Source organism: Micromonospora sp. NPDC051300, assembly GCF_044455315.1.
GTDB lineage: Bacteria > Actinomycetota > Actinomycetes > Mycobacteriales > Micromonosporaceae > Micromonospora > Micromonospora robiginosa.
Window position 1 is genome coordinate 185,157 of sequence record NZ_JBITEP010000003.1, and the last position, 19,227, is coordinate 204,383.

At 72.5% G+C, this 19,227-nt stretch carries 24 protein-coding genes and 1 pseudogene; 19 read left to right on the forward strand and 6 right to left on the reverse strand.

All coding sequences use genetic code 11. From position 1 onward, the window contains the following. Nucleotide 1: 1 nt before the first annotated feature. From ACIA5A_RS05800 to ACIA5A_RS05840, 9 genes are all read left to right on the forward strand, one after another. A complete protein-coding gene (locus ACIA5A_RS05800) occupies nt 2-235 on the forward strand; it encodes an RNA-binding protein (protein ID WP_013284588.1) in 234 nt (77 codons plus the stop codon). Next, nucleotides 235-774 (forward strand): ribosome maturation factor RimM, encoded by a 540-nt coding sequence (rimM, locus tag ACIA5A_RS05805; RefSeq protein ID WP_396756818.1) that lies wholly within the window; start codon nt 235-237, stop codon nt 772-774. The genes ACIA5A_RS05800 and rimM overlap by 1 nt, the downstream gene beginning before the upstream one ends. Nucleotides 775-791: 17 nt before the next feature. Beyond that, on the forward strand, nt 792-1,580 hold the full coding sequence (gene trmD / locus ACIA5A_RS05810; protein WP_396756820.1) for a tRNA (guanosine(37)-N1)-methyltransferase TrmD: 789 nt from the start codon (nt 792-794) through the stop codon (nt 1,578-1,580). Between the two features lie 143 nt (nt 1,581-1,723). Continuing rightward, entirely contained in the window at nt 1,724-2,083 is a 360-nt protein-coding gene (gene rplS / locus ACIA5A_RS05815) for a 50S ribosomal protein L19 (RefSeq protein WP_396757080.1), read from the forward strand. 171 nt (nt 2,084-2,254) lie between these two features. Then, on the forward strand, nt 2,255-3,136 hold the full coding sequence (gene lepB, locus ACIA5A_RS05820; protein WP_396756822.1) for a signal peptidase I: 882 nt from the start codon (nt 2,255-2,257) through the stop codon (nt 3,134-3,136). Further along, complete coding sequence (gene lepB, locus ACIA5A_RS05825; protein ID WP_396756824.1) at nt 3,133-3,765, forward strand: signal peptidase I; 633 nt, start codon at nt 3,133-3,135, stop codon at nt 3,763-3,765. The genes lepB (ACIA5A_RS05820) and lepB (ACIA5A_RS05825) overlap by 4 nt, the downstream gene beginning before the upstream one ends. A 54-nt stretch (nt 3,766-3,819) precedes the next feature. Then, entirely contained in the window at nt 3,820-4,287 is a 468-nt protein-coding gene (locus ACIA5A_RS05830) for an NUDIX hydrolase (RefSeq protein ID WP_396756826.1), read from the forward strand. Beyond that, nucleotides 4,281-5,117, forward strand: coding sequence for a ribonuclease HII (locus ACIA5A_RS05835; RefSeq protein WP_396756828.1), 837 nt, complete (start codon nt 4,281-4,283; stop codon nt 5,115-5,117). Before ACIA5A_RS05830 ends, ACIA5A_RS05835 begins: the two co-directional genes overlap by 7 nt. Then, complete coding sequence (locus ACIA5A_RS05840; RefSeq protein WP_007075222.1) at nt 5,114-5,437, forward strand: DUF2469 domain-containing protein; 324 nt, start codon at nt 5,114-5,116, stop codon at nt 5,435-5,437. The genes ACIA5A_RS05835 and ACIA5A_RS05840 overlap by 4 nt, the downstream gene beginning before the upstream one ends. 39 nt (nt 5,438-5,476) lie before the next feature. Here the strand turns inward: ACIA5A_RS05840 and ACIA5A_RS05845 are convergent, their stop codons facing one another. Both ACIA5A_RS05845 and ACIA5A_RS05850 read right to left on the reverse strand, forming a co-directional pair. Then, nucleotides 5,477-6,583, reverse strand: a complete 1,107-nt coding sequence (locus ACIA5A_RS05845) for a sulfite oxidase (RefSeq protein WP_396756830.1) — start codon at nt 6,581-6,583, stop codon at nt 5,477-5,479. After that, nucleotides 6,580-7,230: a class I SAM-dependent methyltransferase gene (locus ACIA5A_RS05850; protein ID WP_396756832.1), complete on the reverse strand. Its 651-nt coding sequence runs from the start codon at nt 7,228-7,230 to the stop codon at nt 6,580-6,582. The genes ACIA5A_RS05845 and ACIA5A_RS05850 overlap by 4 nt, the downstream gene beginning before the upstream one ends. 137 nt (nt 7,231-7,367) lie before the next feature. Between ACIA5A_RS05850 and ACIA5A_RS05855 the strand changes: the two genes are divergently transcribed. Further along, nucleotides 7,368-8,039: a murein hydrolase activator EnvC family protein gene (locus ACIA5A_RS05855; RefSeq protein WP_396757082.1), complete on the forward strand. Its 672-nt coding sequence runs from the start codon at nt 7,368-7,370 to the stop codon at nt 8,037-8,039. On the opposite strand, the gene ACIA5A_RS05860 is transcribed toward ACIA5A_RS05855, so the two are convergent. Continuing rightward, nucleotides 7,973-9,154 carry an aminotransferase class V-fold PLP-dependent enzyme gene (locus ACIA5A_RS05860; protein WP_396756834.1) on the reverse strand — a complete coding sequence of 394 codons (1,182 nt, stop codon included), beginning with the start codon at nt 9,152-9,154 and terminating at the stop codon, nt 7,973-7,975. The two genes, ACIA5A_RS05855 and ACIA5A_RS05860, sit on opposite strands and share 67 nt — an antisense overlap. A 44-nt stretch (nt 9,155-9,198) precedes the next feature. Beyond that, nucleotides 9,199-10,242: a tyrosine recombinase XerC gene (locus ACIA5A_RS05865; RefSeq protein WP_396757084.1), complete on the reverse strand. Its 1,044-nt coding sequence runs from the start codon at nt 10,240-10,242 to the stop codon at nt 9,199-9,201. Between the two features lie 331 nt (nt 10,243-10,573). Between ACIA5A_RS05865 and ACIA5A_RS05870 the strand changes: the two genes are divergently transcribed. Continuing rightward, a complete protein-coding gene (locus ACIA5A_RS05870) occupies nt 10,574-10,915 on the forward strand; it encodes a hypothetical protein (protein ID WP_396756836.1) in 342 nt (113 codons plus the stop codon). A 5-nt stretch (nt 10,916-10,920) separates the two neighbouring features. Here ACIA5A_RS05870 and ACIA5A_RS05875 read toward each other — a convergent pair whose 3' ends face one another. Both ACIA5A_RS05875 and ACIA5A_RS05880 read right to left on the reverse strand, forming a co-directional pair. Next, a complete protein-coding gene (locus ACIA5A_RS05875; protein WP_396757086.1) occupies nt 10,921-12,078 on the reverse strand; it encodes a DNA-processing protein DprA in 1,158 nt (385 codons plus the stop codon). Between the two features lie 20 nt (nt 12,079-12,098). Next, a pseudogene (locus ACIA5A_RS05880) lies at nt 12,099-12,203 on the reverse strand (hypothetical protein); the annotation flags it as partial. 15 nt (nt 12,204-12,218) lie between these two features. On the opposite strand from ACIA5A_RS05880, the gene ACIA5A_RS05885 reads away from it, so the two are divergent. The 8 genes from ACIA5A_RS05885 to ACIA5A_RS05920 all read left to right on the forward strand — a co-directional run bounded on the left by ACIA5A_RS05885 (nt 12,219) and on the right by ACIA5A_RS05920 (nt 19,222). Continuing rightward, nucleotides 12,219-13,718, forward strand: a complete 1,500-nt coding sequence (locus ACIA5A_RS05885; RefSeq protein ID WP_396756838.1) for a recombinase family protein — start codon at nt 12,219-12,221, stop codon at nt 13,716-13,718. A 948-nt stretch (nt 13,719-14,666) separates the two neighbouring features. Continuing rightward, nucleotides 14,667-14,966: a hypothetical protein gene (locus tag ACIA5A_RS05890; protein ID WP_396756840.1), complete on the forward strand. Its 300-nt coding sequence runs from the start codon at nt 14,667-14,669 to the stop codon at nt 14,964-14,966. Nucleotides 14,967-15,210: 244 nt separating this feature from the next. After that, nucleotides 15,211-15,735 (forward strand): hypothetical protein, encoded by a 525-nt coding sequence (locus ACIA5A_RS05895; protein ID WP_396756842.1) that lies wholly within the window; start codon nt 15,211-15,213, stop codon nt 15,733-15,735. After that, complete coding sequence (locus ACIA5A_RS05900) at nt 15,732-16,277, forward strand: hypothetical protein (RefSeq protein ID WP_396756844.1); 546 nt, start codon at nt 15,732-15,734, stop codon at nt 16,275-16,277. Before ACIA5A_RS05895 ends, ACIA5A_RS05900 begins: the two co-directional genes overlap by 4 nt. Next, nucleotides 16,274-18,043 carry a cell envelope integrity protein TolA gene (locus tag ACIA5A_RS05905; protein WP_396756846.1) on the forward strand — a complete coding sequence of 590 codons (1,770 nt, stop codon included), beginning with the start codon at nt 16,274-16,276 and terminating at the stop codon, nt 18,041-18,043. Before ACIA5A_RS05900 ends, ACIA5A_RS05905 begins: the two co-directional genes overlap by 4 nt. 469 nt (nt 18,044-18,512) lie before the next feature. Further along, nucleotides 18,513-18,767: a hypothetical protein gene (locus ACIA5A_RS05910; RefSeq protein WP_396756848.1), complete on the forward strand. Its 255-nt coding sequence runs from the start codon at nt 18,513-18,515 to the stop codon at nt 18,765-18,767. 63 nt (nt 18,768-18,830) lie between these two features. Then, a complete protein-coding gene (locus tag ACIA5A_RS05915; protein ID WP_396756850.1) occupies nt 18,831-18,986 on the forward strand; it encodes a hypothetical protein in 156 nt (51 codons plus the stop codon). A 2-nt stretch (nt 18,987-18,988) separates the two neighbouring features. After that, a complete protein-coding gene (locus ACIA5A_RS05920) occupies nt 18,989-19,222 on the forward strand; it encodes a hypothetical protein (protein ID WP_396756852.1) in 234 nt (77 codons plus the stop codon). Nucleotides 19,223-19,227 lie beyond the last annotated feature (5 nt).

Consider the following 19,227-nt stretch of genomic DNA (forward strand, 5'->3'; position numbering starts at 1 on the left):
CATGCCGCTGCGTCCCGCCCTGGAGCACCTGGTCAAGGGAATCGTCGACCACCCGGACGACGTCCGGGTGCGGATGGTCGATTCCCGTCGGGGTAAGCGGCTCGAGGTCCGCGTGCACCCGGAGGATCTCGGCACGGTGATCGGGCGGTCCGGCCGGACCGCCAAGGCGCTGCGCCAGGTGATCGGCTCCATCGGCGGACGTGGGGTACGCGTCGACATCGTCGACTCGTACTGATGCTTCTCGTCGTCGGCCGGATCGGCAAGCCGCACGGCATCCGCGGTGAGGTCACCGTGGAGGTGCGGACCGATGAGCCCGAAGCACGGTTCGCCCCCGGTTCGGTGCTGGTCACCGAGCCGGGGGTGGTCCCGTCCGAGCCCGGCGCCTGGCAGGTGCCGCCGGAGCTGACCGTCGAGTCGGCGCGTTGGCACCAGGGCCGGCTGCTTGTCGTGTTCTCCGGCGTGCCGGACCGCGACGTCGCCGAAGGGCTGCGCAACACGCTCGTCGGCGTGGACAGCGCCGACGTCGACGCCCCGGCGGACCCGGAGGAGTTCCACGACCACCAGTTGGTCGGTCTCGCCGTGGTCACCCCGGACGGGGAGCGACTCGGCGAGGTGGACCGCGTCGACCACGCCCCCGCCTCCGACCTGCTGGTCGTACGGCGTCCCGGTGGGCGCACCGCGCTCATCCCGTTCGTCAAGGCGATCGTGCCCGAGGTGGATCTCGCCGGCGGTCGCGTCGTCGTCGACCCGCCCGGCGGTCTGCTCGACCTGTAGCCGGCTGGAGCCGTCGCATGCGCGTCGACATCGTGTCGATCTTCCCGGAATACTTCGCCCCGCTGGACCTGTCGCTGATCGGCAAGGCCCGCGCGAACGGGCTGCTGCGGCTGGCCGTACACGATCTGCGGACCTGGACCCACGACGTGCACCGCACGGTCGACGACACGCCCTACGGCGGCGGGCCGGGCATGGTCATGCGGCCGGAGCCGTGGGGTGAGGCGCTGGACGCCCTCGCCCCCGACGAGCTGAGCCCGGATGGGCACACGCTGCCCCGGCTGCTCGTGCCGTCGCCGGCAGGTGTCCCGTTCACCCAGGCGATGGCGTACGAGTTGGCCGCCGAGTCGCACCTGCTCTTCGCCTGCGGCCGGTACGAGGGCATCGACCAGCGGGTGCTCGACCACGCGGCGACGCGGATGCCGGTGACCGAGGTCTCCCTCGGCGACTACGTGCTCTTCGGCGGCGAGGTGGCCGTGCTGGTCATCCTGGAGGCGGTCACCCGGCTGCTGCCCGGGGTGCTCGGCAACGCCGGCTCGCTGGACGAGGAGTCGCACGCGCACGGGCTGCTGGAGGCCCCGCTCTACACCAAGCCGGCGACCTGGCGCGGCCTGGACGTGCCCGAGGTGCTCCGCTCCGGCGACCACGCCCGGATCGCCCGCTGGCGGCGCGACGAGTCGCTGCGGCGGACCGCGTCGGGCCGCCCCGACCTGGCCGGCGCGTTGCCCCCGGAGAGCCTGGACGCGCGGGACCGGGCGGCGCTGGACCGGGGCGGATTTTCCCCGCCGCCGGGGCATGTGGCAAAGTAGAGGGGTTGCCGCGTCCGCCCACGCCGTGGGGGGCCGCGAGGGCCCTCGACCGGGGTCGGCGTCGCCGGCCACCACCCGGGGGTCAGAATCACCCGTTCGCGCATCGACTGACGATGCGCCGTGAGCCTCACGAGGACACCGCGATGAACATCCTGGACGCCCTTGACGCCCAGTCGAAGCGCTCCGACCTGCCCGACTTCCGTGCCGGTGACACCGTCAAGGTGCACGCGCGGGTGGTCGAGGGCAGCCGGTCCCGGGTCCAGATCTTCCAGGGCGTCGTGATCCGTCGCCAGGGTGACGGTCTGCGCGAGACCTTCTCCGTTCGCAAGATCAGCTTCGGTGTCGGTGTGGAGCGGACCTACCCGCTGAACAGCCCGGGCATCGACCGGATCGAGATCGTGACCCGCGGTGACGTGCGGCGCGCCAAGCTCTACTACCTGCGCGAGCTGCGCGGCAAGAAGGCCAAGATCAAGGAGCTGCGCGAGAAGTTGCCGACGAACTGACCTTCCCTTCGCCACGCCGCCCGGGCTGCGCGGATGTCGTATCGACCGGATCGCATTACCCTGGTCGGTACGGGCGCAGCCGGACGGCGCGAAGCGGTCCACTGCCGCCCGTGGGGTCTCCGCGAGGAGACTCCCGGGCGGTAGTGTCGTTTCCGCGGACCGGAGAGTGGCATGGTGCAGATGCTTGACGAGGACGGCACCGCCGATCCCTGGCGCCGACGCGCTCGGCGCACCCGCCGGCAGATGCCGCTCTGGCAGGAGCTGCCGCTGCTGCTCGTGGTGGCGTTCTGCCTGGCGGTGCTGATCCGCACCTTCCTGCTCCAGGCCTTCTTCATCCCCTCCGGGTCGATGGAGAACACGCTGCTCGTCGGTGACCGGGTGTTGGTCAACAAGGTCGTCTACGACATGCGCGACCCGATCCGCGGCGAGGTCGTGGTGTTCCGGGGCACCGATCGCTGGGTCGCCCAGGAGGCGCCGGCCCCGCCGACCAACCTGGCCGGGAAGATCGGTCGCACCTTCGGCGACCTGGTCGGGGTCAGCCGGCCCGGCGAGAAGGACTTCATCAAGCGCGTCATCGGGGTGCCCGGCGACAAGGTCTGGTGCTGCGACAAGGGTCGGGTCGTGGTCAACGGCACGCCGCTGGAGGAGCAGGCGTACGTCTCCGAGGACTCCCCGGTCGACCTGCCGCCCAATCCCAAGGAGTGCCGGTCCCGGCAGTTCACCGAGGTGGTGGTGCCGCCGGGGCAGATCTTCGTGATGGGCGACCATCGGCTGGTGTCGCAGGACGCCCGATGTCAGGGGCCGGTGCCCATCGACAACGTGATCGGCCGCGCCTTCATGATCGTCTGGCCGTCCCAGCGGTGGACCGGTCTGCCCGTACCGGAGACCTTCACGGACCTGCCCCGTCCGGACGCCGCGCCGGCGCGACCGGCCCCGGTCGACCCGGACCCGGTCGGCGGCGTCGTCCTGATTATCCCGGTCGCGGCGACGCTGACCGTTCTCGCGGGTTCGGGGCGACTGCGTCGTACCCGGGGACGTAGGCTCCTCCCGTGATTGACGAGCAGACCGAAAAGCCGCGCAGTTCCTTCTGGAAGGAACTGCCCATCCTCCTGGGTGTGGCGATCCTGGTCGCAGTGCTGGTTCGTGCCTTCGTGCTGCAGACCTTCTTCATCCCGTCGCCGTCCATGGAGAACACCCTCAAGATCGACGATCGGGTGCTTGTCAACAAGCTGGTCTACGACTTCCGCTCGCCGCACCGCGGTGAGGTGATCGTCTTCAAGGCGCCCACCGAGTGGAGCGGCAACCCCAACGGCGAGGACTTCATCAAGCGGGTGATCGGCGTCGGGGGCGACCACGTGGTCTGCTGCGACCGGGCCGGCGGCCAGGAGCGGCTGATCATCAACGGCAAGCCGATCGACGAGCCGTTCGTCTTCCCCGGCAACAAGCCCGCCGACCAGGACTTCGACATCACCGTGCCGGCGGGCCGGCTGTGGGTGATGGGCGACCACCGGGAGGCTTCCGGCGACTCGCTGGAGCACTGGCAGCAGTCCGGCGAGGACATCAACGAGGCGACCATCCCGGAGGGCGAGGTCGTCGGTCGGGCCTTCACCATCTTCTGGCCGTTCGGCCGGGCCACCTGGCTGACCGTGCCCAAGCAGTTCGACGGCATCCCGAATCCCTGAGGTCGGCCGGGGACGGCGTGGTCGTCCGTCGGTGGCGTCTGGCAGGCTGGTGCGGTGACCGTCTACACCCCTCGACGCGCGGCCCGGGTGCTGCTCGTCGACGCGGCCGACCGGGTGCTGCTGTTCCACGGCAGTGACCCGGCCCGGCCGGGGCACCGCTACTGGTTCACCCCGGGCGGCGGGCTCGACCCGGGTGAGTCCCCGGCCGAGGGCGCGGCCCGCGAGCTGGCCGAGGAGACCGGCCTGCGGCTGTCTCCGGCCGAGTTGGGCGCGCCGGTCTGGTCCGAGACGGTGGAGTTCCCGTTCGACGGCGTCTGGTACCGCCAGGAGCAGGAGTTCTTCCTCGCCCGGGTGCCCGGCTGGGAGGTCGACACCGCTGGCTTCGACGCGATCGAGCGGGCCACCGTGCACGGGCACCGCTGGTGGACGGTGGCCGAGTTGGCCGACACCACCGAGCGCTACTACCCGCCGGACCTGCCCGCCCGGCTCGGTCGGGTGCTGACCGGAGATGACGCGTGCTGACCCCGCCGCGCACCGTGGTGCGCCGCGAGGGCGGCCTCTACGCGCTGGAGCGGGCCCTGCAGCGCCGTGGCTTCCGCCAGGTGGCGGGCGCCGACGAGGCCGGCCGGGGCGCCTGCGCCGGCCCGCTGGTGGCCGCCGCCGCGATCCTGCCCGAGGGACGGCGCGGCGAGATCGACGAGCTGGCCGACTCCAAGCTGCTCACCCCGGCGGCCCGGGAACGGGTCTACCAGGAGGTGGTGGCGCGGGCTCTGGCATACGCCGTGGTGGTCGTGCCGGCCGAGGAGGTGGACGCGCGCGGGCTGCACGTGTGCAACCTCGCCGCGATGCGCCGGGCGCTCGCCTCGCTCGCCACCCGCCCCGACTACGTGCTGACCGACGGCTTCGGTGTGGACGGGCTCGACGTGCCGGGGCTGGCGGTGTGGAAGGGCGACCGGGTGGCGGCCTGCGTCGCGGCCGCGAGCGTGCTCGCCAAGGTCACCCGAGACCGGATCATGGTGGAGCTGGACGGGCGGTTCCCCGGCTACGGCTTCGCCGAGCACAAGGGTTACATCACGGCCGAGCACAGCGCCGCGCTGCGCGAGCGGGGGCCGTGCCGGGAGCACCGCTTCTCGTACGTGAACGTGGCCGCCGTCTCCGGGCGGGAGGAGCGGCCGCCCCGGGCCCGCCGGCCGGTGGGGCGGGAGGAGGAGGCGGCGCTCTTCGGGCGTCCGGACGAGCCGATGGAGCACTCCGGCGCGCCAGGGGGTACCGTCGGCGTGGCGTTGGGCGAGCAGCCTCGACCTCCGGCGTCGGTGGGGGAAGATGTGGTCATGGAAGGCGGAGTGCGATGAGCGCGGAAGATCTCGAGAAGTACGAGACCGAGATGGAGCTGCAGCTCTACCGGGAGTACCGCGACATTGTCCGCCAGTTCTCCTACGTGGTGGAGACGGAGCGCCGCTTCTACCTGGCCAACCAGGTCGACCTGCACGTCCGCAACTCCGACGGCGAGGTCTACTTCGAGGTCGAGATGCATGACGCCTGGGTGTGGGACATGTACCGTCCCGCCCGTTTCGTGAAGAACGTCCGAGTGATGACGTTCAAGGACGTCAATGTGGAAGAGCTCGAAAAGCCCGACATCTCGCTTCCCGCAGATTCCGGATTCGGCGGCTGAGCGCGGCGGGCCCGCACCGCCCGCCGCCCCGACGGCGGATCACTCCGCCGGCACCACCACCACGACCCGCTGCACCAGGTTGTTCGCGAACCCGCCCCGGTTCCACGGCTGCTCGACCGGCTGGGTCCGCCCCGAGGCGTCCGTCGCCCGGGCCCCCAGCACCCAGCGCCCCGGCTCCGCCGTCCACGCCACCGACCACCGGCGCCACCCCCACCCGTCCCCGGTGGGCTCGTCCAGACGCGCCGGCACCCACGTGTCACCGCCGTCGACAGTCACCTCGACCGACGTCACCGGGCCGTACCCGGACCAGGCCCGGCCGTCCACCGTGCACGGACCGGGCCGCAGCACCCGGGCCCGGGACATGAAGTCCGGGAAGCCGGGCGGACGCACCAGGGCGCGCGGCTCGATCCGGGTCACCGGCACCCCCGGATCGTCGGCGTCGCGCCGCAGCCGGTAGGCCACCGCGTTCTGGTAGCCGGCGAACGGCTCGGTCGACACCCGGATGTCCCGCAGCCACTTCACGTGCGCCATGCCGTACCACCCCGGCACGATCAGCCGCAGCGGCGCGCCGTGCTGCGGCAGCAGCGGAGCGCCGTTCATCTCGTACGCCAGCAGCACCTCCTCGCGCAGCGCGTCGGCCACCGGCAGCGCCCGCTGGTAGTCCTGCTCGACGCCGCGCTCCACCCCGTGGTCCGCGCCAGTGAACACGACGTCCACCGCGTCGTCGGCCAGGCCCGCCTCGCGCAGCAGCGGGGCCAGCGGGGTGCCCGTCCACTCCGCGTTGCCCACCGCCTCCACCAGCCACGGCTGGCTGACCGGGCGCGGGTGCAGCAGCGCCCGGCCGTTGCCGGCACACTCCAACGTGACCTGACGGGTGACCCGGGGCCGCTCCCGCAACGCCGCCAGATCCAGCCGGAGCGGGCGTGCGACCGCCCCGGCGACGGTCAGCGAGTGCGCGTCCGGGTCGACGTCCGGGATGTCGTAGTGGATCAGCAGGTAGTGCAGGCCCGCCGGGGTCACGTCGTAGCGCAACGCCTCCAGCGGGATGCCGTGGTTGCGCGCGGCGAGCTGAAGCTCCTCGGCGCTGATCGCCTCGTCCGGCCCGGCCACCCGGGCGGGCCGACTGATGTCGTCCACTGTGGTCATCGCCGCTCCAACTCGTCGTAGCCCACGAACTCGAACATCCGCGCGCCCCTCGCCAGCGGCCGGGGCGGGCCGGTGAACCGGTGCGCGCCGACGCCCACGCCGTCGGCCGGACTGCTCACCGCGACCGGCACGAAACCCTCCTCGGCGAACCAGTCGCAGATGGCGGGCACCAGGTCCGGCTCGCGGCGGTGCCGGGTCCACAGCACCGTGCCGCCGGTGGCGCAGAGCGACGCGCAGTGCCGCACCGTCGACCTGATGTCGTCGTCGGGGATGTTGCCGAAGACGCCGCACACCAGCACCAGATCCGCCGGCGCCAGGTCGGCGTACCCGTCGGTCACCGCCGCGTCGCCGGTCACCACCTCCACGCCGGTCAGCCCCGCCTCGGCGACCGCCCGGCGGGCCACCTCGGTGTTGCGCGGATCCAACTCGACCAGCCGAGCGGTCACCTCGCCGCCGCGCGGGTGGGTGGCCAGCACGGGAACCAGGTCGCGCCCCTGGCCGGCGCAGAGGCTTATCGCGCGCAGCGGGCCGGGCGGCGCGGCGTCCAGCGCCTCGGCGATGCGCCGCCGCACCTCGACGAGCCGTCGGGACAGCGCGGAGTCGGGCCGGTCGTAGTCACGGTGCCAGTCGAGCCAGTCCTTCGTCACGCGGCCAGCATAGGTGGCCCGGCCTTAGCAGATCCGTCCCGAATTCGGGCGGCGTCCACAACCCGCGGTTGTCCACAGTGCCACTCCCGCCGGGGCGCGCGGACCCGACCCCGGCTGGCAGAGTGCGCGGCATGAGGATCCCGCTCGGCCCCGCACTGCTCCTGCTCCTCGTGGAAGGCCTGACCGCCGGGTCCGCCGCCTCACCTGCCGACCCCGCGTCGACCCCGGCGCCGCCGCCGGCCGTGGGCCGGGCGCCGTCGTCGGCGGGGCCGGTCCCGGCCGTGGCCCTGCCGCCCGCCGCGGCGCGCTTCCGGTGGCCGCTGCCCGGCCGACCCCGGCCGGCGCGGCGGTTCGACCCGCCACCGGAGCCCTGGCTGCCCGGCCACCGGGGCGTCGACCTGGCGGCCGGACCGGGCGCCGAGGTCCGCGCCGCGGGCGCCGGCACGGTCCTCTTCGCCGGTCCGGTGGCCGGCCGCACGGTGATCACCGTCGGCCACCACGACGGGCTGCGCACCACCTACGAGCCGGTCCGGCCCCGCCTCGCCGCCGGCGACCGGGTCGACGCCGGCACCCCGATCGGCGACCTGCTCCCCGGGCACCCCGGCTGCGCCGCCCCGGCGTGCCTGCACTGGGGGCTGCGCCGGGGCGACGACTATCTGGACCCGCTCGCCCTGCTCGGGCTGGGCCGGGTCCGCCTGCTCCCGTCCGGCCCGGCTGATCCGGGCACCGGGAGGCGGACCGCTCAGCGCCCGGCGAGCAGCGAGGGCAGCCGCGCGGCCAGCCGGTCGTACTCCTCGGGGGTGTTGTAGACCTGGCCGCACAGCCGCAGGTAGCCGCGCCCGTTCCAGCCGGCGACCGACACCTCCGCGCCCAGCCGGTCGGCGATCTCGGTCCGCAGCGCCCGGGCGGCGTCCAGCGTCGTCGCGACACCCGGCGGCAGCGGCACCAGTCGCATGGCGACCGCCGGTCCGCCGGGCGCCGGCAGCCGCTCCGGCGCCACCCCCAGCGCGTCCCCGACGACCCGTTGCCCGTACGCGGCAAGCGCCGCGTTGTGCGCGCGGACCCGGTCCACGCCGAGGCTGCGCAGCGTGAACACGCCGATCGGCGCGGCCAGCCAACCGGTGTAGTCGAGCGTGGCCTGCCACTCGACCCGGGTCGGGAAGGCGCTGGCCTGCTCCCACGAGACGACGAGCGGCTGGACCCGCTCCCGCCACGGCTCCGCCACCACCAGCGCGGCGGTGCCGCGCGGCGCGTACGCCCACTTGTGCAGGTTGCCGACCCAGAAGTCGGCGCCGACCGAGGTCACCGAGGCCGGCAGCATGCCCGGCGCGTGCGCCGCGTCCACCAGCACCGGCACGCCCCGCTCCCGGGCCACCGCGACGAGCGCCGCCGCCGGGAACAGCCGGGCGGTCGGCGAGGTGAGCTGGTCGACGATCAGCAGCCGGGTCCGCCCCGGGCGCAGCGCGGCCCGCACGATCTCGACCACCTCCTCGTCGGTGGCGCCCAACGGCACGGCCACGGTGCGGGACACCGCCTGGGTCCGCTCGCACTCCCGGGCCACCGAGAGGGCGACCGCGCCGTAGCCGTGGTCGGTGGTCAGCACCTCGTCCCCGGGGCGCAGCGCCAGCGACTGCAACACCACTGCCGCGCCGGCGGTGACGTTGCCGACCAGGGCGGTGCCGTCCGGGTCGGCGCCGAGGAAGGTGGCCAGGTGCCGCCGGGCATGGGCGATCCGGTCGACCAGCCCCTGGGTGAAGAACCGCAGCGGGTTGGACTCCATCTCGTCCCGCAGGCGCTGCTGGGCGCGCTGCACGGGGATCGGCACGGCGCCGAACGAGCCGTGGTTGAGGTGGCTGACGGACGGGTCGAGGGAGAAGAGCAGCCGAGCCCCGGGAATCGGCTCGGGCGGCTGCGGCACCGTCATCCGTCGATCCTAGCCCGCCGTCGATCATCCCCTCGCCGCTTCGGTCAGGCCCGGGGATGCGCCTGCCGGTAGGCCGCCCGCAGTCGCTCGACCGAGACGTGCGTGTAGATCTGGGTGCTGGCCAGCGACGAGTGCCCGAGCAGCTCCTGGACGGCCCGCAGGTCCGCGCCGCCCTCGAGCAGGTGGGTGGCGGCCGAGTGACGCAGCCCGTGCGGGGTCACCCGGGGCACCCCGGCCGTCCCGGCCCACCCGGCGACGATCCGGCGCGCGGTGGTCGGGTTGAGCCGCCCGCCCCGCGCGCCGAGCAGCAGCGCCCGTCCCGAGCCGGGCACCGCCAGCGCCGGCCGGCCGTCGGCCAGCCACGCGTCGAGCGCCCGCTGTGCCGGCACCCCGTACGGCACCGCGCGCTCCCGACCGCCCTTGCCCAGCACGCGTACCACCCGGCGGGCCTGGTCGACGTCCGCGACGTCGAGCCCGCAGGCCTCGCTGATCCGCACCCCGGTGCCGTAGAGCAGTTCGAGCAGCAACCGGTCCCGCAGCAGCACCGCGTCCGGCGCCGCGTCGCCGTCCGGCACGGCGGTGGCTGCCGTGTCCCCGTGCGCCGTCCCGCCGCCGTCCGCCGCCCGGCCGGCGGTGTCGCCTGTGTCGCCAGGCGTCGCGCTGGTGTCCGTCGCCCGGCCGGCCGTGTCGCCGGCGTCCGTCGTCCGGCCGGCCCGGGTCGGTGCGTCCATCAGGGCGGCCGCCTGGTCGGCGCGCAGGACGGTGGGCAGCTCCCGGTGGGCCCGTGGGCTGGCCAGCGGCGCGGCGACGTCGGCGGGGAGCAGGCCGGCCCGGTGCGCCCACGCGCTGAACGTGCGGGCGGCGGCGGCCCGCCGGGCCATCGTCGACCGGGCCGTCCCCGTCGTCCGCTGCTTCGCCAGCCAGCTCCGCAACACCCCGAGGTCGAGCTCGGGCAGGTCGGTGCAGCCCATCCGCACGGCGTGGTCCAGCAGGGAGACGAGATCCGTGACGTAGGCCCGGACGGTGTGCGTGGACCGGTTGCGCACCCGGGACAGATGGTCGGCGAAGTCGTCCACCGCCTCGCGCATCGGTGCCGGCAGCTCCTCGTGCGCGGCCCGGGTGCTCCGCCGCCGCTCAGCCACCGGACGGCTCCGCGCGGGTCCGGTGCGTGTGGTGGCGCCGACCGAGGCGGGAGCTGTCGCCGGACACCGGTCCAGACTACGGGCCGAGCCGGCCGGACGGCCCGCCCGCCACCGCCGACGTCGGATCCCGGGGGCGTGCGTCGCCGCCCGGACGACGAACGGCGCGCCCGGGACCGGCTGCCGTGCCGCCGCGCCGAACGGGGTGGCAGAAAGGGCCGTGGACAGGGGAAACTCGAGTCGCTGAGACGGTGACGCCGGCGCGAGAAGGGACCCGGGCGTGGGAGTGGATGCCGTGCTCTACCGGCGGGTGCGCGCCGGCACGGACCGCCGCCGGTCGTCGTACGTGTCGATCGAGGTGGTGGCCGACCGGCAGGACGTGCTGCTCGACCTGCTCACCCGGGTGCGGGGTGGCGGGCGCACCCCGATGTTGGATCGCGTCGCGCCTCTCGGCGAGCTGACCGTGGACGCCGAACAGGTGCCGCACCTGCTCACCGAGCTGCGCTGCCTGCTGGAGGCGGCCCGCGCGCCGCAGGAGGTCGACCAGATCCGCCGGCTGGCCCGGCTCGCCCACCGCTGCCGGGAGGGCCGCGACGTCGAGCTGCGGTTCGAGGGCGACTGAACCGCTCACCTGTCGGTCCGGGCGGGTGGCGCGAGCGCGTAGCCGCCGTCGCGGCGTACCACCAGGGCCAACTCCTCCAGCATGGACAGTTTCCGCATCGCGGTGCGCAGGTCCACGCCGGCCCGTGTCGCGACGGCCTCCAGGTCGAGCGTCCGGCGGCGGGGCAGCGCCTCCAACACCTGGGTCGCGTCGTCGTCGAGCCGGTCCCGCGGGAGTTCCGGGGCCCGCGCGAGCGGCGCCAGGTCGTCCCCGATCCGGCCGACCTCCTCCAGCACGTGCGCAACGCCGGTGACCAGCCGGGCGCCCGGCCTCTCGCGGAGCACCTGGTGCCCGCCCACGGACATGGCCGAGGTCACCGGCCCGGGCACCACCATCGCCGGGCGCGCCAGGCCGAGCGCCCGGTTGAGGGTCTGGGTGGCGCCGCTGCGGGCGGCCGCCTCGACCAGCACGGTGCCCCGGGTCGCCGCCGCGATGACCCGGTTGCGGACGAGGAAGCGTGGCCGCAGCGGCTCGGCGCCCGGCATCCACTCGCTCACCAGCAGGCCGGTCTCCGCGATCCGGTCGAACAGCGCGGTGTTGCCCATCGGGTAGGGGCGGTCCAGGCCGCAGGCCAGCACCGCGACCGTGCGCCCGCCCGCGGTCAGCGCCCCGCGGTGCGCCGCCGAGTCGATGCCGAACGCCCCGCCGGAGACCACCGTCCACTCCCGGTCGGCGAGCCCGTAGCCCAGCTCGGTGGCGACGTGCGTGCCGTAGGGGGTGGCCGCACGGGCGCCGACCACGGCCACCGAGCGGTCCAGCGCGTCGCCGAGCGGCCAGGCTCCGCGTACCCAGAAGCAGAGCGGCGGGTCGGTCTCCACGTCGACCCGCCGGACGGCCTCGGGCAGGACCAGGTCGCGCAGCTCGGCGACCTGCGCCGGCCACTCGTCGTCCTCCGGGGTGACCAGCCGCGCGCCGAGCCGCTCCCCGCGTGCCAGTGCCTCCGCCGCGACCGCGACCGCGTCGCCGGCCGCCGTGCGCGCCGCCACCGCCGCCCGGAGCGTCCGGTCCGGTGCGCCGCCGGCCAGCAGCCGGTCCAGCGCGGCCACCGGGCCGAGCCGGTCGACGAGCCGGTGGACCGACCGGGTGCCCGGCTCGGCGAGCCAGGTCAGCGCCACCCGGGCCATCCTGCGGTCGTCGATGCCCGTCACGTGCCCTCTCCCGTCCTGAAGTGGATGGCTTCCTCGATGTCCCGCGTGTCGGGTCGGTCCCGCCCGTCCAGGTCGGCGACGGTCCAGGAGAGCCGGAATATGCAAGACTTGCTGATGTGAAAGCCTTGATTTACTGCCGACAGAGCCTCGACAAGGACGGCGACGAACTCGCTGTGACCCGCCAACTCGACGACGGCAGGCAGCTCGCCCGCCTCCGAGGATGGCACGTCGTGCGTGAGCTAGTCGAGAACGACGTCTCCGCAGCCGGCCGCCACAAGCGCCCCCAGTTCGAACAGGTGCTGTCCTCCATCGAGGCCGGCGAGGTCAAAGCGGTCATCTGCTGGGACATGTCCCGGCTCTCCCGCAACCGCCGCGACACGCTGCGGCTGCTTGAGGCCGGCGAGAAGGCACGCATCGTCCTCGCGTTCGTGCGCGGCAGCGACCTCGACCTGTCCACCCCCAGCGGCGCACTCATCGCCGACGTGCTGTCTGCCGTCAGCCGCAACGAAATCAAGGTCAAGAGCGATCGGCAGCAGGCCGCCAACCGGCAGGCCGCCGAGCAGGGCCGGAGGGTGGGTGGGCGCCGCCCTTTCGGCTACGGCCCGGTCATCGGGCATGAGCAGGTCGTCAACAAGCTGACCGGGGAGGTGGAGTCGCGCGAGATCCGCGACTTCAACGCGGAGCTGCCCGAAGAGGCGACCGCGCTGCGCGACGCCTACAAGGATGTGCTTCGTGGTGTGCCGCTCGGCCGGATCGTCCGCGCCTGGAATGAGCGCGGGTTGACCACCACGCAGCGCGGCCGGGACGGGCAGCCGGCGAAGTGGTCCACCCCGTCGCTGCGCGCGGTGCTGCTCAACCCACGCAACGCCGGGTTGCGGTACCACGTCGACGCGGAGAAGCGGGGGGCCGTGCACCCCATCCGGGCAAGGCTCGAAAGCATCGTCGGCCCCGCCACCTGGCCCGCCATCGTGCGGGAAGAGACGTGGCGGGCGGTCGTCGACATCCTCACCGACCCCAGCCGAACCAGCCCGGGACGCACCGGCCGGCGGATGCTCTCCGGCCTTGGACTCTGCGGCGTCTGCGAGGCGACCGTCCACGCTGGCGGCGGGCAGAACCGGCAGCCCGGATACCGATGCTCCGCCGACTACGGGCACGTGAGCCGCCGCGCCCAGCCGGTCGACGACTGGGTCGGGCAGGTGGTCATCGCGTGGCTGAGCCGCCCCGACGCCTCCAAGTACCTGCTGCAAGAGGAGGAAGACGACCCGGGCGAGACGCGCACGGAGGTGCGGCGGCTGCGGAAGCGTCTCAACGGCCTGGCCGCGCTGCATGCGTCCGATGAGATCGACGACGAGCAGTTGCGCACCGGCACGCGAACGCTGCGCAAGAGGATCGCCGAGATGGAGCGGACGCTGGTCCGGTCGGAGCGTGCGTCGGTGTTGGAGCCGCTGATCAACGCCCCGGATGTCGAGGCGGCGTGGGAGTCGATGGACGTCGACCGGCGCCGGGCGGTGGTCGAGCACCTGATGGTCGTGAAGATCATGCCGCCGGGGCGGGGGACTCGGACGTTCCGGCCGGAGTCGGTGGTGATCACCCCGAAAACAGCCGGGGAATCGTGATGGCTGTGATGTGCCGCACGTCGGTGGGGGGAGTGGTCGAGTGGAAGGGGGTGCGACGCGGCGGCTGGGTCTGCCGCCACCGGCGGGATCGACGGACGATGCCTGCTGGCCGGCCCGGCGCGAGGCGGTACCCCACTGGTCTGCCTGTGTGTTCCCCTCTGTGGTGCCGCCCGGGTGGGCCCGCGGTCACTTGGGGGGAATTACGGGGCTTGGAAAGGTGGAGAATGGAAGCGCACCGTGACGACAACTCTGGAAAACAGAAACGTCGACCGATCGATGTCTCTGGGATTCGGCATTCACAGCGAACAGGCAATTTCGGCCAGTGTCGATGGATGGTCGAACGACGAGGGTGCCTGAGTGGACACCTCCACCTAGATCATTGTTACACAGGGTAGTGAAGCCTTGATGAGTGCCGATGCCCCGGGGTGCGCGCCCGCCATGTATCACCCGTGGGACGAGCGGGTAGGAACACCATCGAGGATCGCTAATCTTCGCACCTGCAAGCCGACATTCATGTCCCGACGACAACACCAGTGCAGGCCAGTACAGGACAGTGCAAGCCAGTGCAGGACAGTGCAATGGGTGCCGGCCATGGCGCACGCTCCGTGACAGCACAGCTTGACGGACCTCGTGTGATCGCTAAGCTTGACTGTGAGCGAAGGGCCGAAAAACTGGTCCTGTAAGTCAAGCCCCAAGCGTGCGCATGCGTACGCGGCCTCGAATTCGAGGCGTCACAAAAAGCGACAGGACCGAGCTTAAGCCCGGCCCTGTCACCCGTTATCAACCACCGCCTCGGCGGTGATCGGGCCGGTAGTGGACTCCTACCTCCACGCCAGCCACTCCAAACTCTACGGAGTTCGGAGCCCGTGCATCAACGACAGCCCCCGGCTGTCCGCGAAATGTCACAGGCGATCACCGCGAGGCACCCCATCGAAGGGACCTCGCCCCATGCCTGCCAGCCCCGATCCGCACGTCCGGCACTACGCCGCCGTCATCGGCGGCCTCGCCAACGCCGCCGGTAAGACCCGCACCGAGCACGAGGCCGCCATGGCGCACGCCCGCGCCGCCCAGCTCAAGGCCATCGAACGGAACATCGACCCCGACGGCCGGCTCGCCGCCACCGACCCGCACGAGCTGGCGCGTCTCGTCGACCTGGCCCGCCGCGAACGGTTCGCCCGCATGGGTCTCCGCTCCGCCCAGGCGCGCGCCCAGCGCCGCAGTGAGGCCGCCGCAGCGGGTGCCCTGTGAGCCCGGAGCAGATGCGGGAGGCTGCCCGCGCCCTGGTCGCTGACTGGCCCGCCCCGTCGGCCGAGCAGATGGCCGACGTCGCCGCGCTGATGCGGCCGTATCTCGTGGTCGAGGCTCCGTCTCGGCGTCGGCAGCCTGCGCGCATTCCCGCGCAGCGCGCCGCCTGACCTTTCCCTGAACGCCGAAAAACCCGGCCGCTTTTGGGAGGGCGCCGGGTTTCTCGTTGATCGATGTGGATGGATCAATGATAAACGACTTCGGGCGGCACGCGCAAGGCGACAACCGCCACAGCAAGGCATCCGACACCTCCGACAGCCAGCCGGAGAGCCTGCTCGACCTCCTTCGTGATGCCGCCGGCATCACCCCAGAGAACGACACCGACCAGGCGCTCACCCTGGCCGAGCAGTTCGAGGCGTACTGCGCCAACAACCCGGTCGTCTACGACGTGATGGTGCGGCTCTGCCGTCAGTGGGTTCGCCAGTTCACCGGCGCCCGGCTCGGCGTGCGCGCACTGGTCGAGAAGTCGCGGTGGGAGGTCCGGTTCGCCACCAAGGACCCCCATTACAAGGTCAACAACAACTGGTCGGCGTGGTACGGGCGTTTGATCATGTACCGCGAGCCGGGCATGGCTGGGCTGTTCGAGCTGCGTCGGGCGCCCGACGCCGACGCGTGGATCAGGCAACTCGCTTTCCGCGAGGGTCGCTCGGCGGAGCTTCCCCGGCTCATGGGCTGGACGCTGCCCGACGACGAGACGGGGCGTGCCGCGTGAGCCACCTCGACCCGGACGTCACCGCCCGCGCCATCACCGCCCTCACCAGCGGACAGGAAACCTACACCGCCGGGCAGGTCGCCTACCTGCTCGCCCTCGCCCTCAACGTCGACACCGGCGAGCCGCACGACGACCAGGTGGCCGTCAACCTCGCCTACCAGGCCGGTCACGCAGCCGGCTTCGACGCCGGGGAGGAGGCCGCCTACGCGGAGGTTCACGCCGACCTGCGGTACGCGCTCGGCGGCCCGGAGGCGAAGACCATGCGCGAGGCGGTCCAGATCGCCCAGGCCGACCTGCTGCGCCGGGAGCACATCCGCTTCCGGGAGCAGAACCGGCAGCCGTACCCACTGCGCCTCGACGACCCGACGTGGCCGCCCGTCACCGTGCCCGGCACCGTCACCGACCCGAAGGCCATCCGCGGCGTGTGGCCGTGCCACTGCCCCCGCACCCGCGACGGCAGCCACGTCAACCCGCCCGATGGCGACCCCAACTACTGGGCGCAGCCCCGCAAGCCGCGCCGACACCTCCAGGCGGTGGCATGACCCAGGCAGCCGAAGACCGCCACCTCACCGTCCTCCCCGGTGGCGGCGACACCGAATCCGCGAAGGCCAAGGCCGCCCGGGAAGTCCAGGAACGGCACCTCGCCCGCCAGAAGGAGAAGGAGGAGAAGGCCGCCCTCGCCGAAAAGCAGCGCCAGCAAATCGAGGCGCGACGGAAGCAGGTCGCCGCCGACCCTCGACCTCACATCGAGTTGGGCACCGACCCCGAGTCGATCCGGGCACTCACCCGCGCCATCGACACGCGCGCCCTGCCCGACACGTACGTGCGGGCCGGTGCCGTCGTGGTGGTCGAAACGCCGTCTGGGGCCATCGAAGACGACGACGAGCCGGCGCAGATCATCAGCGCCGTCGACCCGACCCGCCTGTCCCGGATCCTCGCCGATGCCACCTACACCTACGAGTTGGAGAAGCGGAAACTCGCCGACGGGACCGTTGAGTTCCTGGAAGTGGAGTCCACCCCGAAGCAGCACCTCGCTGCGGCGGCGCTGTCCTCCGCGCGGTGGAACGGGCTGCCGGTGCTTCACGGCATCGTCACCACGCCGCTGTTCCGCCCCGATGGCACCCTCATTCAGGAGCCCGGCTACGACGAAGCCACGAAGGTCATTTACGCGCCGAAGCTGAACATTGCCCGCGTGCCCGACCAGCCCACCGCCGAGCAGATCGACGCCGCGAAGGCGTTCATCCTCGGGAAGCTGCTCGCCAACTTCCCGTGGGTCAGTTGCTCCCGCGCCAACTACATCGGCGCGCTCGTCGCCCCGCTCGTCCGCCACTACCTCGGCGGGGTGCTGGTGCCGCTGATCGCCATCGACGCCGCCTCACCCGGCACCGGCAAGTCGCTGCTCGCCCTCATCATGACCAAGGCGCACTCCGGTCACATCCGGCCGTGGGTCAGCGACGACGTGGAACTCCGCAAGGCCATCACGTCGATCCTGGTCGACAGCGGCGGCGCCGTCGTCTGCCTCGACAACGTCGGCAAGGGCGAAACCGTCGACCAGCCGTGCCTGTCTTCGATGCTCACCGCCTCCGCCTGGTCGGATCGGCTGCTCGGCGCGTCCACCAGCGTCAAGGTGCCCAACGACCGGGTGTGGATGGTCACCGGCAACAACCTGTCCATCGGCGGCGACAACCCGTCCCGCACCGTGCCCGTTAAGGTCGACGCGCGGACCCCCAACCCGGACATGCGGCCGTCCTCCGAATTCGCGCTCGGCGACTTGGAGGAGTGGCTGACCGACCCGGCGCACCGAGCCGAGGTGCTGCACCACCTGCTCGTGCTCGTCCGCGGATGGATCGTCGCCGGCGCCAACCGCATCGAGACACCGATGCGGACGTTCACCCCGTGGGCGTCCGCCACCGCCGGGTTCCTCGACTGGATGGGTGAAACCGGGTTCATGACCAACCGGGACACCCTGCTGGAGGTCGACGAGGAGGAAGCCCAGTACGGGGCGTTCTACGCCCAGTGGGACCACCTGCACGGCGACAAGCGGCTCACGGCGAGGGAGCTTCACGACTCGGCAATGCCCGACGTCAAGCTGCCATTCGACCAGCGGGACAAGTGGAACGGCGCGTTCCTGGTGCGCAAGAAGGACGGCCAGATCCCGTCCGTCGGCGGCCTCGGGAAGATGCTCGCCGCCGAGATCGGCCGCTACCGGGGCGGGTTCCGCCTCAACGGGTTCTTCAACGCCAAGACGAAGGTGTGGACGTACTCGGTGATCAAGGACGGCGAGCAGATCCCCGAGGACGCCCGGTGACGACCCCGGCGGGGGGTGCGGGGGGTAGGAATTTCCTACCCCCCGCCCACCACCCGCCGGTCACCAGCGTGCGGCGGGGGGTAGGTTCCGGGACCGATTCCTACCCCCCGCCAAATTCCGAACACGAAACACCAGCTCAGGGGCATAAATGCATCGATAAGGCGGGGGATGCGGGTAGTAGAACGCCGATTTCAGCTTCCCGGGACGTGCGCGAGAAAAAACACCCCCCCTGAGATGACCGATACGCACCATATCTGACCGGTTTGGGGAGGGGGGTCTTCTACACGCCCACACGAAAACGGGCCAGAAACGCCCGCCTACTACCCGCATCCCCCGCCTCATCGATGCGTCAGTGAGCCTGACCAGCGCGAACGCCGACAGTGGGCGGCGGGGGGTAGGGAAATCCCACCCCCCGCCAGCCCGAAACCCATCACCCGCAGCACCCGCCACCACCCGACAGGAGCCCGCCATGAACGCCACGTTCGCCCCCAACCCCGCCGTCACGTTCACCGACGTCCGGGTAACCCTCGACGACGGCACCCAGCGGGTCAGCCCCATCGCCGGCTGGCTCACCACCCCCGACCTCGACGGCTTCCCCCAGGTCGAACCGGTGCTGCTCGTCGACGGCCAGCACCTCTGGTCGCTGTCCGGCCTCCGCGAACTGATCGCCCGCGACAACGGGTTTGCCCGCATCGAATACCTGCCCCAGCCGGCCGGGCTCTGACCGCCATCGCCGCACCGATCGCATAGCCATACCGATAGCCAATCCGCCAGGGAGAACACCGCCATGGTCACCGTGACCCGCGCCGGCCGGTACGTGCACTTGCGCTGCGGCTACGGCGGCTCGCTCGACCCCGACGACTGCGACCGACTCGCCGACCAACTCCGCCGGCTCGCCGCCGCCATCCGCCGAGACAATCCCCCGCCCCGCAAGGAGAAGTAGCCGTGGGCCACACGATCAAGGTCAGCACCCGCCCCGACCCCGGCACGCCCGGCCGCACCCGCAGCCCCGGCCAGCGGCTGGCCACCTGCCGGTACCTCACCGGCCGCGGCAACACCACCGACCGGTGCACCGCCGAACCCGTCACCACCCCCGACGACTCGATCGAACTGTGCGCCCGCCACCTCGGCCTGGCCGTCGCCGCGTACAACCGGATCGCCGCCACCATCCAGCAGTAACCCAC